Origin of the sequence: Pseudomonas sp. MOIL14HWK12:I2 (genome assembly GCF_000510745.1) — a bacterium.
Classification (GTDB): domain Bacteria; phylum Pseudomonadota; class Gammaproteobacteria; order Pseudomonadales; family Pseudomonadaceae; genus Chryseomonas; species Chryseomonas oryzihabitans.
The window spans coordinates 874513-888648 of the sequence record NZ_KI783313.1 but is presented as its reverse complement, the minus strand read 5'-3'; the positions used below and the strand labels follow the sequence as shown (position 1 = coordinate 888648).

Genomic DNA, 14136 nt, shown 5'->3' with positions numbered 1-14136 from the left:
GCCGAGGATCGAGGCGAACGCGGTGTTGAGGATTCCAGGCTACAGCTGCAAGACGCGGGTGAGCGAAAGCCGCCATGCCCTGATCTACCGCGGCACGCGCCTGGTCGATGGCCAGCCGGTGATCCTCAAGCAGCTGGCCGCCGACTATCCCACGCCCCAGGCCCAGGCCGGGCTGCGCCATGAATTCGAGCTGACCCGCCGCGCCAGTGCCAGCGGGGCGGTGAGCGCCGCCCTGGAACTGCTGGAATACCAGGGCCGCCAGGTGCTGGTGCTCGAAGACATCGGTGGTAGCGACCTGGCCGAGTTGCTCGCCGCCGGGCCGCTGGCGCTGGACGACTTCTTCGACTGGGCGCTGGCCATCGTCCGCGCCCTGGCGCGGCTGCACCGGCTGCGCATCGCCCATAACGACCTCAATCCGCGCAACATCGTCTGCAACTGCACCACCGGCAGCCTGAGACTCACCGATCTGGGCATCGCCACGGCCTTTGGCGCCGTCCAGGGCAGCGACAGCCGCCTGGAGGGCTCGCTGACCTATCTCGCCCCGGAACAGAGCGGGCGGACCGGGCGGCACCAGGACTACCGCAGCGACTTCTATGCGCTGGGCGTGACCTTCTACGAGATGCTCGCGGGCGAGCCGCCGTTCCGCGCCCAGGATCCGCTGGAGCTGGTGCATGCGCACCTGGCGATGCGCGCACCCTCGCTGGTCGAGCGGGTGCCGACGGTACCGCCGATGCTGGCGGCGCTGGTGGACAAGCTCATGGCCAAGGCCGCCGAAGAGCGCTACCAGGGCTGCTTCGGCATCCTGCGCGACCTGCAGCGCTGCCAGGCGGCCCATCGGGCCGGTGAGCGGACGCCCTTCGCCCTCGGCGAGCAGGATCCGCCCGCGCGACTGGTGCCGGTGCGTACCCTGCAGGGGCGCGGCGCGCCGCTGCGCTTGCTGGAAGAGGCACTGGCCCGGGCGACCCTGGGTCGGAGCGAAGCCGTCTTTGTCAGCGGCCAGTCCGGGGTGGGCAAATCGGCGCTGGTGCAGGCCTTCGTCCGCCGCCAGGGCGATCGGGTGCTGCTCGCCCACGGCAAGTTCGAGACCCTTGGCAAGGAGGTGCCCTATGGCGCCCTGCGCCAGGCCGTGCGCGAACTGGTGGAGATCGGCCAGACCCTGGGCGAGGCCTTTGCCGACCGCCTGGTGGAGGGCCTGGGGGGCAATGCCGGGGTGCTGACCGAGGTCTCGCCCGAGCTGGCCAGCTGGCTCGGGCCCCAGGCACCGGTGGCCGAGTTGCCGCCGCTGCAGGCCGAGCAACGTTTCGACGAAGCCGTGATCGCGCTGCTGCTGGCCTTTGCCGCGGACTCCCGGCCGCTGCTGCTGTGGCTGGACGATCTACAGTGGGCCGACAGCCCGTCGCTGCGGCTGATCGAGCGCCTGCTGGCCCGCGGTGATCAGGGGCCGCTGCTGCTGGTGGCGACCCATCGTGAAGAGCAGCTGGCGGGCAGTGCCCTGGAACGGTTGCTGGGTGCGGCGCTGATCCGCAATGTGTCGCTGGGACCGCTGTCGCGGGTAGAAATCGAGCGACTGATCGCCGAGCTGCTGCCGGCACCGGCGGAAGACCAGGCGGCCCTGGCCGGCCTCTGCCTGGACAAGACCCTTGGCAATCCCTTCTTCATCGAGCAGCTGCTGCGCAGCCTGCAGCAGGAAGGCCTGCTGGAATTCGACGGCGAGACCGGCCAGTGGCACTGGGAGCTGGCCCGGCTCCAGGCGCTGGACGTCTACGACAACGTCGTCGACTTCATGGTGGGCAAGCTCAAGGACCTGCCGGCCGCCACCTCGCAGCTGCTGCAATGGGCAGCCTGCCTGGGCACCCATTTCTCCAGCGACCGCCTGGCCGCGCTGATGGCGGAATCGCCCGCGGACATCCGCCGGCGCTGCCAGTCGCTGGTGCAGGAAGGCCTGCTCACCGAGCCCGAGGGTGGCCAGGTGGGTGAGCAGACGCCCACCCACTACAGCTTCCTGCACGATCAGGTACGCCATGCCGCCCATTCGCTGCTGGCGCCCGCCGAGCGCGAACGGGTCCATCTGCGCGCCGGGCAGCTGTATCTCGCCGAAGGCAGCGCCACGCGGCTGGACGCGGTCAGTCACCTCAACCTGGCCGTCGCCCTGATCGAGACGCCCGCCGAGCGGCTGCAGCTGCTGGAGCTCAATCTGGACGCCGCCCGCAAGGCGCGCCAGGCCAATGCCTATCCGGCCGCCCAGGATTTCCTGCGCACGGCCGTTACGCTGATCGACGCCGCCGCCTGGGAGAGCCGCCACGCGCTGCTGTTCCAGCTGCATCGGGAATGGGCCGAGGTCGCGCACCTCTGTGGCGATGCCAACGAGGCCCTGCGCATCTGCGAACTGCTGTTGCCGCGCGCGCGCAGCACCTTCGAGGAAGCCGGGGTGCGGGCCCTGCAGATCGATCTCTACAGCGGCCTCGGGCGCTTCACCGAAGCCTTGACCGTGGCCAAGGCCGGTATCCAGGCACTGGACGAGCCCTGGCCGGAGGCACCGGACGCCATCAATCAGGCCATTGGCGCCGACAGCGCCGAGGTCGAGGCCTGGCTGGCCACGCGCAACCCGGCGGCGCTGCTCGACCTGCCGCGCATGGAAGACCCGCGCGCCCAGTTGCTGATCCGCCTGCTGGGCCTGCTCTGGGGGCCGGCGATCAACGTCGACCTGCCAATGAGCCTGCTGGCGGTCATGCGCATCGTCAAGCTGTCGATCCAGTACGGCAACGGCGATCTCTCGCCCTTCGGCTATGCCAACTACGGCTCGCTGCTGTCGGCCTTCCACGGTCGCTACGAGCTGGGTTATCAGGTCGGGCGGCTGGCCGTCGACCTGGTCGACCGCACCGGCAATCTGCCGCTCAAGTGCAAGGTCTACACCATGTTCGCGGTGACCAACAGCCCCTGGTCGAGCCCCATAGCGGACAACGTCGCCCTGCTGCGCGAGGCCCTGGCGGCCGGTCAGCGCACCGGTGAGATCATCTTCACCGCCTACAGCGCCTTCCACATCCTCAAGCACCTGCAGCACGCCGGCGCGCCGCTGGACGACATCCTCGGCGAAACCGCGGAGATCGAGCGGATCCTGCTGGGGATCGGCGATCCCAACACCCTGGAGATATTTACCATCCTGCGCCAGTCGCTGCGCCTGCTGCAGGGCCTCACCCCAAGTCAGGAGACCTGGGACGAGGAGGGCCAGGACGAAGCGGCGCTGGTGCGGCAGATGCAGGACAGCGGGCATGTCCTCTGCCTGAACTACTACGACTTCAACAAGATGCAGGCGGCGCTGCTGTTCCGCCGACTGCCCCAGGCCCGGCAGCACGCCGAAGCCATGGAGGCCTCGCTGGCGGCCAGCTTCGGCTGGTTCAGCATCGCCGAGCACGCCTTCTATCAGGCGCTGATCCTGCTCGCCGAGGGCGAACTGGCAGGCGAGACCCTGGCCAAGATCGAGACCGCCCAGGAGCGGTTGAGTGGTTGGGCGGCGCACTGCCCGGAAAACTTCGCCCACAAGCGCGACCTGGTGGCCGCTGAACGGGCGCGCCGCGAGGGCCGCGCCGACGCCGCCATGGACCTCTATGAGCAGGCCCTGGAATCCGCGCGGCTGCATGGCTTCCGCCAGGGTGCGGCGCTGGCCGAGGAACTCTATGGGCGTTTCTGGCTGGAACAGCAGCGTCCGCGCATCGCCCGGACCTACCTGCAGGACGCCCAGCGCAGCTATCTGCACTGGGGCGCCGCAGCCAAGGCCCAGGCGCTGGAAAACGAATTTCCCCACTGGTTGCGCGTGGCCGAGGCCACTCCCCTGACGGTGCAGCGCACCCAGGCCCAGTCCACCAGCGACATCATGCGCCTGGACTGGCTGTCGGTGCTCAAGTCGCTGCAGACCATCTCCAACGAACTGGCGCTGGATCAGCTGCTGGCGCGGATGATGCGCATCATCCTGGAGGAGGGCGGCGCTCAGCATGGCTTGCTGCTGTTGCCCGAGGGCGGGCGCTGGCTGGTGCAGGCCTCGGTCTGCAGTGGCGCCGCCGAGCCCAAGGTGCTGCAGGGACTGCCGCTGGCGCTGAACGAGCAGGATGCCGGCGAGGGTCTGGTGCCCCTGACCCTGGTGTCCCATGTGATCCGCCATCGCGAGCCGGTGATTCTCGACGACGCCGCCCGTGCCGGTCGGTTCGTCCGCGACGCCTACATGCGCGCGCGCCGTCCGCGGTCGGTCTGCTGCCTGCCGGTGCTGCGCCAGAATCGCCTGATCGGCATCCTCTATCTGGAAAACAACCTGCTGGCCCAGGCCTTCACCCCGGGGCGGTTGCAGGTGCTGAGCATCCTGGCCACCCAGGCGGCGATCTCCCTGGAACACGCGCAGATTTACGAGACCCTGGAGCAGCGCGTCGGCGAGCGCACCCTCGAACTGGACCAGGCGCGCATTCGCGCCGAAGAGGCGGCCGCGGCCAAGTCGCTGTTCCTGGCGACCATGAGCCACGAGATCCGCACCCCGCTCAATGCGGTGATCGGCCTCAGCCGCCTGACCCTGGGTACCAGGCTGTCCGGCGAACAGCGCGGCCATGTCGGCAAGATCCTCGATTCCGGCGAGACCCTGCTGAGCGTGATCAACGACGTGCTCGACTATTCGCGCAACGAAGCCGGCGGTACCCAGCTCGAACAGCTGGGCTTCAACCTGGCCAAGGTGCTCGAACGAACCCTCAATCTCTGCGCCCTCAAGGCCCATGAGAAGGGTGTCGAGCTGGTGCTGGATTGCGGTCCGGACATTCCCCTGGCGCTGGAAGGCGATCCGCTGCGCCTGCAGCAGGTGCTGGTCAATCTGCTGAGCAATGCGGTCAAGTTCACCGAGCGGGGCCATGTGCTGATCCGGGTCGGCGCGGTCTGCGAAGCCGGTCGTGCCCATTTCAGTTTGGCGGTGGAAGACACCGGCATCGGCCTGACCGAGGCCCAGCAGGCACAACTCTTCCAGCCCTTCACCCAGGCGGACGGCTCCATCAGCCGCCGCTATGGCGGGACTGGCCTGGGCCTGGCGATCTCCCGCCAGCTCACCGAACTCATGGGCGGCACCCTCGACGTCCACAGCGAAGCCGGGCGCGGCTCCTGCTTTACCCTGCGGCTGACCCTGCCCGTGGTGGGCGAGCCCGAGCGGCTGCCCAGCCAGACCCCGCGCCAGGTCCTGCTGGTGGACGACCACGGCCTGGCCCGGCGCACCCTGGGGCAACGGCTACGCGAACTGGGCATGCAGGTGGTGGAAGCCGAATCCACCGAGCAGGCCCTGGCGGCCATGGCCACGTCGGTCTTCGAACTGGCCATCGTCGACTGGCGCCTGGGCGGCGAAGACGGTCTGGCCCTGGCGCGCCAGCTGCGCGCCCGGCAACCGGAGTTGGCAGTGACCCTGCTGGCCTCGCCCTACGAGGCGGAAGAGGTGCGCAGCCTGGGCGAGGATCTGCCGGGTCTGGAGCTTCTCGACAAACCGGTCACCGGTCCCGCCGTGCAGCGACTGCTGTCCGGACTGGGCCTGGCGCCGGTCGCCGCGCCGACGGTGGGCCAGAGCGTGGTGGATCTGCAGGGCATCCGCCTGCTGCTGGTGGACGACAACGCCATCAACCGCCAGGTGGTCATCGGCTTCCTGCAGGGCAGCGGCATCCTGATCGACGTGGCCGAAGACGGCCAGGCCGCGCTGGACCAGCTGGAACAGCAGCGCTACGACCTGGTGCTGATGGACGTCCATATGCCACGCCTGGACGGCCTGTCGGCCACCCGCGAATTGCGTACCCGACCGGCGCTGGCCGGGTTGCCGGTCATCGCCATGACCGCCAACGGCCTGCCGGGCGATCGCGAGCGCTGCCTGGATGCCGGCATGAACGATCATCTGGTCAAGCCGCTCGATCCCGCCGAACTGTTCCGCATCATCGCCGCCTGGGCCAATCTCGAGCAGCTGCAACGGGCCGAGCGCAAGGCGGTGGAAGAGGTCGTGGAGGTCAAGGAGATCGGCGTGCTGGCGCGGGCGCGTGCCAGTGCGGTGCTCGAACCCGAGTCGGCGCTGCGCCTGCTGCGCGGCAGCGCCGAACTCTATGAACAGCTGATCCGCGATTTCCGCGTGCAACAGGCCGAATTGCCGGGGCGGATCTCCGCCTGGCGTGCGGCGGACGATGTCACCGCGCTGTTCGAGTGCGCCCACGGCCTGCAGGCCACCGCCGCCTATGTCGGCGCCATCGACCTGCAGGAAGCGGCGCAACGCCTGACCAACAGGATCCGCCTGGCCCAGCCCATCGGCGAGGACGTGCGCCGCCTGCACGCCGAGGCTGAGCGCTGCCTGGCGTCTCTCGACGAGATCCTGGTCGAGGTGGCCGGTGGCGAGGAGGGCACGGTCGAGGAGCTGGAGGCCCTGCTCGAACGCCTGATCGCCCTGCTGCAAACGTCGGATTTCGCTGCCGAGGAGGTCCTCGACACCCTGCTGCGCGCCTGCGTGAGCACGCCCCACAGCGCCGACGTGGTACGCATTCGCGAATGGGTGAACGAGGTGGAGTTCGAGCATGCCGCCGATGCCACCGCGGATCTGCTGCGACGGGTGCGGCAGGCCGGACAGCGGTCGAGCTAGGTGCCCATGGAGGGGCGCCGTCCGGACCTGCCGTTGATCCTCATCGTCGACGATCAGAAGAGCAATCTGCGCGTCCTCGGCGACCTGCTGCGCGACGAGGCGCGCATCATGCTGGCCAAGAGCGGGGTGCAGGCCCTGACCAAGGCCGCCCGCGAGCACCCCGACCTCATCCTGCTGGACGTGGTGATGCCCGGCATCGACGGCCTGCAACTGATCCAGCTGTTCAAGCGCCGCGCCGAGACCAGTGCCATCCCGGTGATCTTCATCACCGCGGCCAATGACCTGCACCGCGAGGTGGAGTGTTTCGAACTGGGCGCCAGCGACTTCATCCAGAAGCCCTTCAATCCTCTGGCCGTGCTGGCGCGGGTGCGGCTGCACCTGCAACTGGCCCGCCAGCGGCGGCTGCTCGAAGAGCTGGCGCACATGGATCCGCTGACCGCAGTGGGCAATCGCCGCCGCTTCGACGAGCAGCTGGCGATCGAGTGGCAGCTGGCGGTCAGCCGGCGGGGCTCGCTGGCCATCGCCATGCTCGATATCGACTACTTCAAGCAGTACAACGATACCCACGGCCATGGCGCCGGGGATCAGGCGCTGGCGCGGGTCGCTCAGGTGCTGGAACAGCGCATCCGCGAGCGGGATTGCCTGGCGCGTTATGGTGGGGAGGAGTTCGTGCTGCTGCTACCGGGCGCTTCGCGCACGGCCGCCGAGGCGGTGCTGGAACGCTGTCGGCAGGGCATCGCCGAATTGCGCATCGCTCATCCGCTGGCCGAGGACCGGCTCTGGCTGACCATGAGCATGGGCCTGGCCTGCTGTAATCCGACCCCCGAGCAGACCCCGGAGGGCCTGCTCAAGGCCGCCGACAACCTGCTCTACCAGGCCAAGGCCGAAGGGCGTAATCGCCTGGTCAGTCGCAGCTTCTAGGTTGCAGCCGCCGCGTCCCTAGGCCGGGAGGTCCTTGCCGCTGCCCTTGACCAGGTGCACCCGGTTGCGGCCTTCGGCCTTGGCCTGGTACAGCGCCTGGTCGGTGCGCTCGATGAAGGCTTCGTGGTCGTCACCGCTCTGCGGCTGGATGCTGCCGACGCCGATGGAGATGGTGACGAAGCCCAGGTCGCTGCCGGAGTGGGCCACCTGCAACCGCTCGACACCGGCCCGGCAGGCCTCGGCGACCTTGAGCGCGCCCTCGGCGTCGGTCTCCGGCAGCACCATGGCGAATTCCTCGCCCCCGTAGCGGGCCACCAGGTCGGCCGGTCGCTTGAGTTGCTCGGTGAGCACCGCCGCCACCTTCTTCAGGCAGAGATCGCCGCTGAGGTGGCCATAGGTGTCGTTGTAGCGCTTGAAGTGGTCGACGTCGCACAGCAGCAGGGCCAGCGGCTGGCGATTGCGCCGGGCGCGCAGCCATTCGCCTTCGTAGGTCTGGTCGAAATGGCGGCGGTTGTTGATGCCGGTGAGGCTGTCGATGGCCACCAGCTTCTGCAGCTGGATATTGGCCTCGGCGAGCTGGCGCTGGCTTTCGCGCAGGAAGCGAAAGGCCTCGTCGCGCTGGGCGCGCAGCACATGGGCCTCGGAGTGGTAGCGCACCCGCGCCAGCAGTTCCAGCTTGTCGGGCAACTTGACCAGATAGTCGTTGGCGCCGGTGGCGAAGCTCTGCGCCTTGACCTGGGGGTCCTCCTTGGAGGAGAGCACCACGATGGGCACGTCGCGCAGCGCTGGTTCGGCACGGAAACGCTTGACCGTTTCCAGGCCGTCGATCTCCGGCATGATCAGGTCCTGCAGGACCACCGTGGGCTTGAGTTGAAGGGCCATGCTGACCGCCTGGTGGGCGTCCAGGCAGTAATGCAGCTCGATGTCGGGCTGATCGGCGATCATCCGCCGCAGGGCTTCGATGATGATCAGCTGATCGTCCACCAGCAGCAGGCGCACCTTGGGTGCGGTCAGGCTGTCCAGGGTATTACCCTCGTGCGTGGCCATTACTGCGAGTCCTTGTGCGGGCGGGGTCAAACGTCCCGCGTCTCTTCTTGGCCAGTCCCTGCCACTGCGTCGTCCAACGCTCCTGTTGGCGACCTGTCATATGCTGTTCCGCGAGCCGTTGCCGAAGCGTCGTTGCAGCCAGGCACCGATCTGCGTGGGGCTGAGTACGCGCTCCGCGGCGCCCATTCTAACCGCAGCCGCGGGCATGCCGTATACGGCACAACTGGCCTCATCCTGGGCCAGGGTCGGACAACCGCTCTGGCGCAGGGCATAGAGGCCGCTGGCGCCATCGCGGCCCATGCCGGTCAGCAGGATCCCCAGGGCCTTGGCGGCCCGCAGCGGGTGGCTGGCGAGGTTGTCGAAGAACACATCCACCGAGGGACGATAGGGGTAATCCACCGGTTCGGCGGTGTAGGCGAAGCGACCGCGCTCGTCCAGCAGCAGATGGTCGTCACCCAGGGCGACGGACACCTGACCGGGGGCGGGCAGGGCGCCGGGCAGGGCGGCGGTGACCGGCCAGGCGATCTGGGTGCCGAGCCAACCGATGAAGCTGGGGGCGAAGCGCCGATCGATGTGCTGCACCAGCACCACGCTGGCCTGGGGCGTGGGCGCCCAGGCCTCGAACAGACTGACCAGGGCTGCCGGGCCACCGGTGGAGGCGCCGATGGCCACCAGGGTGTCCGGCGTCGCCTGAGCACGATCGGCGGGAGCGGCAGCGCTGACCGGTTGCGGGCGGGCGGCGCGTTCCGGCAGGCGCACCAGGGGTTCGATACGGGCGATCTTGCGCAGCAGGGCGCCGCCATCGGCACCGCCGCTCAAGGCCGGGGTGGCGGTCACGTCGAGGGCGCCGGCGCCCATGGCGCGAAACACGCCTTCGCAATCGTCGGGGGTGGCGGTGACCATGAGGATGGCGCAGGGCGACTGGGCCATGATCCGGCGGGTGGCCTCGATGCCGTCCAGACGGGGCATCTGCAGATCCATGAGGATCAGATCCGGGCGGTCCTCGGCGCAGCGCGCCACCGCTTCCTCGCCGTCGTGGGCGATCCAGGCGACCGTATGGCGACCGTCGCCCGTCAGCAGGCGGCGCAGGGCTTCGGTGGCCAGCAGCAGATCGTTGACGATGGCGATTCTCATGGCGCTCCGATGAGGTCCTGCACGGCGGTGATCAGGGCGTCATCGTGGAAGCTGCCCTTGGTCAGGTAGTAGTCGGCACCGGCCTGCATGCCCTTGAGCCGGTCTTCCGGGCGATCCTTGTAGGACACGATCATCACCGGCAGCGCATGCAGACGCGGATCGCGGCGCACCAGTTCCACCAGTTCGATACCGTTCATGCGGGGCATGTCGATGTCCGACAGCAGCATGTCGAATTCGCCGGCGCGTACGGCGTTCCAGCCATCCATGCCATCCACCGCGACCTCCACCTGGTAGCCCTGGCCTTCCAGCAGCTTGCGCTCCATCTCGCGCACCGTGAGAGAGTCGTCCACCACCAGAATACGCTTGACCCGCCGGCTGTCCAGGACGGCGCCGCTCTGCACCTGGCGCAGGCGGCCTTCGCCGAGCAGGCGCTCGATGCCGGTGAGCAGATCGGCGACGTCCAGCAGGAGCACCGGACTGCCGTCGTCGAGCAGCGCCCCGGCGGTGACCGAGCGCAACTTGCCAAAGATCTCGTCCAGCGGCTTGAGCGCCAGGCCCTGCTCGCCCCGCAGGCGATCCACCACCAGCCCGTAGCGCCGGTCGCCGCTGCCGATCACCAGCACGGCGAGATCGCCGCTGGGCGGCGCGCCGTCCAGCTCCAGCAGCTGATGGGCGGCGACCAGGCCCAGGCGATCCTCGCCGAGCAGGAAGAAGGCCTTGCCCTCCAGCGAGTGCACCGCGGCCGGATCCAGGCGCAGCACCCGTTCGATCCGGTTGACCGGCAGGGCATAGGCCTCGCCGGCGATGTCGACGATGAGGGCGCGGACGATGGAGCGGCTGACCGGAACCAGCAGGTGGGTGCTGAAGCCCAGCCCCGGGCGGGTTTCCAGGCGGACCTCGCCATCCAGGGCGCGAATGGCGTCAGCCACCACGTCCAGGCCCACGCCGCGCCCGGACAGCTCGGTCACCGTCTCCTTGAGACTGAAGCCGGGCAGCAGCAGGAATTCCAGTAACTCCGCCGGGCTCAGCTCGGCGGCCACTGGCGGCGGACTGAGGCGGCGGGCGATCACCGCGGCGCGGATGCGCTCCAAGTCCAGGCCACGACCGTCGTCGTGCAGACTGACCTGCAGGCGGCCGGCGACATGCCGCGCCTCGAGGCGAATCTGGCCGCACTCGGGCTTGCCCAAGGCGCGGCGTTCGGCCGGGGTTTCCAGGCCGTGGTCGACGGCGTTGCGCAGGAGGTGATTGAGCGGGCTTTCCAGCCGCGCCAGCACCTCGCGATCGATCAGGGTGTCGGCGCCGTCCACCTGCAGCACGGCGTCCTTGTCCAGCCCCCGGGCCAGGTCGCGCACCAGTCGCGGAAAGCCCTGGACGGCATCGCGCAGCGGGCGCATGCGCACCCCCAGCACCTCGTCCAGCAGTCCCTGGCAGACCCCAAGCAGGCGCCGCTCATAGGCTTCCAGAGCCTGCAGCTGCTGCTGATAGCGATCGAGCAGGCCTTCCTGGCGCTGACGCAACTCGCTGCTGACCGCCTGGGCCTGGCCGAACAGTCCCTGCAATTCGGCGCGATAGCCCTGGAAGCCCTGGACCAGGCCATGCAGGCCGAGGCCCATGACCCGCGCCTCGCTGGTGAGGGCGAGAATCTGGTTGAAGCGACCACTGTCCACCCGCAGCGGATCCCGACTGCGCTCGGCGTCAGGTGCCGGTTCGTCCTGGACCGCCGGGGCAGGCATCGGCTCCTGGGGGGCGGCCACGACAGGCGGGGGCGCTTCGCTGTCAGTGGCGCTGAGCGCCTGCGCCAGTGCCCGCTGGGCATCACGCTGCTCGCGCTGCCAGCGCTGGCTGGCGGCTTCGTCCAGGCGACTGACCTCGCCGAGGACGTCGACGCAGCGAAACAGCTGGTCGATATCCGCCGGTCCGAGCCTGCGGCGCCCGGCCTGGACGGCGACCAGGCAGTCCTCCATGGCATGGGCCAACTCCACCAGGCCGTCGAGATCGACGATGCGCGCCGCACCCTTGATGGAATGGGCCGCGCGCATCATCGGCTCGATCACCCCCGTGTCTGAGGGATCGCGCTCCAGACGCAGCAGGCCGGCATCCAGCGGCTGCAGATGACTCTGCACTTCGCTGGCGAAGAGATCATAGAGGGACATCTCGCGCACATCGCGCGGTGGCTGGCTCATCGCAGCGCCTCCTCCAGGGCCCGCTCCAGCCGTGGCAGATCGAGCAGGCCGACCTGGTACTCGCCTTCGCGATAGACACCGCCCAGATAGCTGAGTAAGTCGCCGCCCAGGGTCGCGGGAGGCGGCTGCACCTCGCCGGGGGCATAGCGCTGCAGCCCCAGCACCTCGTCCACCTGCACGGCCCAGTCGCGGCGGCCGACATGCAACAGCAGCAGGCGCGGAAAGCCACGGGTCTGGTCACCCGGTGCCACCGCCAGCAGCAGCTCCAGGGCAATGCAGGGCTGGAGCTGGCCGCGTACCGGGACGATGCCGCGGAGCAGCGGCGAACGCCGGTGAGGAACGCGGTGCACGGCGGTGGGTTCGGTGGCGGTCACCAGGCAACTGCCCGGCAGCCCCAGCCATTCGGCGCCCAGACGAAAGACCAGGGCGCTGGCCGAGCGCGCCTGGCGGTCGTCCAGGGGTTCGGCATAGTGCTCGGCCCAGGCGGCGCGCTCCAGGGCGCTGAGTTCACGATTCAGGCTCATGCGTCGTCACCGGCGCGGGTCTGGATGCGCGCGGCGCGCTCGCGCAGGCGTCCGGCTTCGTCGAGGCGGCCGGCTCTTTCGCAGATCAGCGCCAGGCGACAGAGGGCGGGATAGTGCCCCGGCTCCAGATAGAGGGCCTGGCGCAGCGCCCGCTCGGCTTCGGCGGCGCGGTCGTCGGGCAGGATCAGCGCCAGCAGGAAGTGGGCACCGGCCTGGCTGCGATCCGCCTCGAGCATGTTGCGCAGCAGCGCCTCGGCTTCGGCGCCACGCCCGGCGTCGGCCAGGCGCTGGGCTTCATCGAGCGGCTGAGCGCTGCTGGCGACCGGTGTTATCGGAGCGGGTGCGGGTGTGCTTCTGGCGCGCAGGCGGGCGGGCAGGGGCGGCGCCGGGGGCGGCGGTCGCACCGCGGCCTTGCGCCGTGGCGACGCCGGCTGCGGGTGCGGACGCGCGGGTTCGGCGCCTGCGGCCTGGCGTTTGACCAGTGCCGAGGCGTGGGCCACGCCCAGGCTGGCGAAGCCATGCCGCATGGCGCTGACCATTTCCGAACTGCCGACGCAGAGCAGGCCGTCGTCGTGCATCAGGGCGGCCAGGTGGCTGAGAGCACGGCCCTGGGTCTGGTCGTCGAAATAGATCAGCAGATTGCGGCAGAGCACCACGTCGAAGGGCGCGCCGTCGCGCAGGCTGCCCAGCTGCAGGATGTTGCCCTGGCGAAAGCGCACCTGGTTGCGCACCCGTTCGGCCAGGCGCTGGCGATCGCCCTCGGCGTCGAAATAGCGATCGCGAAAGCCGAGGTCGCGGGCGCGAAAAGAGTTGCGCCCATAGAGGCCGCGGCGGGCGCGCTCCAGGGACGGCTCGTTGATGTCCACCGCGGTGACCTGGAAGGCCTGTGCGGGCAGGCCGGTATCGAACAGCGCCATGGCCAGGGTATAGGGTTCTTCGCCGGTGGAGCAGGGCAGACTGAGCAGCCGCACCGGCGCGCCGCTGCGGGCGTGGCGCTCCTGGGCGAAGCGGGCGGCGTGGGCGATCGCCTGGGGATCGCGAAAGAACCAGGTCTCGGGGATGACCAGCAGGTCCAGCAGATCGGCGAATTCGCCTTCGTCGTCGAGGATGCGCGCCATATAGGCCTCCGCATCGCCCTCCTGGCGCTCGCGCAGGCGCTGGCGGATGGCGCGACCGAGCATGTCGTCGGCGATGGCCAGACCGGTGCGCGCCCGCACCAGGGGCGCCAGCCGGGGATCGAGCTTCACGCGGCCTCCTGGAACAGCAGGGCGGCCAGGGTTGGCGAGAGCAGCCGGTCGGGTTCCAGCCACAGCCAGAGGCCCTCGGGCGTCTCCAGCACTTCGCCGAGCCAGGGGTAGTCGGGCAGGCGGACGCCGGCCGGTCGGGGCATGCGGGCGGTGACCCGGCGCACGCCGGCGACGCCTTCCACCACCAGGCCGAGCGGACGGCTACCGCCCTCGGGCAGGGTGAAGTCCACCAGCAGGATGCGGGTGTCCTGGCGCGCCCGGGCCGCCGGGCCGCCGCTCATGGCGGTGACGTCGACCACCGGGATCGCCGCGCCGTGCAGATTCATCAGGCCGGCGACGCCCGTGGGCGCCGCAGGAAAGCGGGTGAGCTGCAGCAGGGGCAGCACCTGGCGGATCGCCGTCGTCGGCAGGGCCGCCGCGGCCTCGGCCAGCTGGAAGACCAGGATCTGCAT

8 protein-coding genes are annotated in these 14136 nt (G+C 69.6%); 2 read left to right on the top strand and 6 right to left on the bottom strand.

Going from position 1 to position 14136, the window contains the following annotated elements; genetic code table 11:
* Nucleotides 1–22: 22 nt before the first annotated feature.
* On the top strand, nt 23–6628 hold the full coding sequence (locus tag PSK12I2_RS0120375; protein WP_027599842.1) for a response regulator: 6606 nt from the start codon (nt 23–25) through the stop codon (nt 6626–6628).
* Between the two features lie 6 nt (nt 6629–6634).
* The gene (locus PSK12I2_RS0120370) at nt 6635–7549 is read left to right on the top strand and encodes a diguanylate cyclase domain-containing protein (protein WP_027599841.1); all 915 of its coding nucleotides are present in this window, start codon (nt 6635–6637) and stop codon (nt 7547–7549) included.
* A gap of 18 nt (nt 7550–7567) precedes the next feature.
* Here PSK12I2_RS0120370 and PSK12I2_RS0120365 read toward each other — a convergent pair whose 3' ends face one another.
* From PSK12I2_RS0120365 to PSK12I2_RS0120340, 6 genes are all read right to left on the bottom strand, one after another.
* Nucleotides 7568–8596, bottom strand: a complete 1029-nt coding sequence (locus PSK12I2_RS0120365; RefSeq protein ID WP_027599840.1) for a diguanylate cyclase — start codon at nt 8594–8596, stop codon at nt 7568–7570.
* A gap of 96 nt (nt 8597–8692) precedes the next feature.
* Complete coding sequence (cheB, locus tag PSK12I2_RS0120360) at nt 8693–9730, bottom strand: chemotaxis-specific protein-glutamate methyltransferase CheB (RefSeq protein ID WP_027599839.1); 1038 nt, start codon at nt 9728–9730, stop codon at nt 8693–8695.
* Complete coding sequence (locus PSK12I2_RS0120355) at nt 9727–11913, bottom strand: hybrid sensor histidine kinase/response regulator (RefSeq protein WP_027599838.1); 2187 nt, start codon at nt 11911–11913, stop codon at nt 9727–9729. Before PSK12I2_RS0120355 ends, cheB begins: the two co-directional genes overlap by 4 nt.
* Nucleotides 11910–12437 (bottom strand): chemotaxis protein CheW, encoded by a 528-nt coding sequence (locus tag PSK12I2_RS0120350; protein WP_027599837.1) that lies wholly within the window; start codon nt 12435–12437, stop codon nt 11910–11912. Before PSK12I2_RS0120350 ends, PSK12I2_RS0120355 begins: the two co-directional genes overlap by 4 nt.
* The gene (locus tag PSK12I2_RS0120345) at nt 12434–13684 is read right to left on the bottom strand and encodes a protein-glutamate O-methyltransferase CheR (RefSeq protein ID WP_027599836.1); all 1251 of its coding nucleotides are present in this window, start codon (nt 13682–13684) and stop codon (nt 12434–12436) included. Before PSK12I2_RS0120345 ends, PSK12I2_RS0120350 begins: the two co-directional genes overlap by 4 nt.
* Nucleotides 13681–14136 carry a chemotaxis protein CheW gene (locus PSK12I2_RS0120340; RefSeq protein ID WP_027599835.1) on the bottom strand — a complete coding sequence of 152 codons (456 nt, stop codon included), beginning with the start codon at nt 14134–14136 and terminating at the stop codon, nt 13681–13683. The genes PSK12I2_RS0120345 and PSK12I2_RS0120340 overlap by 4 nt, the downstream gene beginning before the upstream one ends.

Excerpts from the sequence above, each read along its gene's own strand:
- PSK12I2_RS0120370 (WP_027599841.1), top strand. The coding sequence starts at position 6,635 with ATGGAGGGGCGCCGTCCGGACCTGCCGTTGATCCTCATCGTCGACGAT.
- PSK12I2_RS0120365 (WP_027599840.1), bottom strand. The coding sequence starts at position 8,596 with ATGGCCACGCACGAGGGTAATACCCTGGACAGCCTGACCGCACCCAAG.
- cheB (WP_027599839.1), bottom strand. The coding sequence starts at position 9,730 with ATGAGAATCGCCATCGTCAACGATCTGCTGCTGGCCACCGAAGCCCTG.
- PSK12I2_RS0120355 (WP_027599838.1), bottom strand. The coding sequence starts at position 11,913 with ATGAGCCAGCCACCGCGCGATGTGCGCGAGATGTCCCTCTATGATCTC.
- PSK12I2_RS0120350 (WP_027599837.1), bottom strand. The coding sequence starts at position 12,437 with ATGAGCCTGAATCGTGAACTCAGCGCCCTGGAGCGCGCCGCCTGGGCC.
- PSK12I2_RS0120340 (WP_027599835.1), bottom strand. The coding sequence starts at position 14,136 with ATGCAGATCCTGGTCTTCCAGCTGGCCGAGGCCGCGGCGGCCCTGCCG.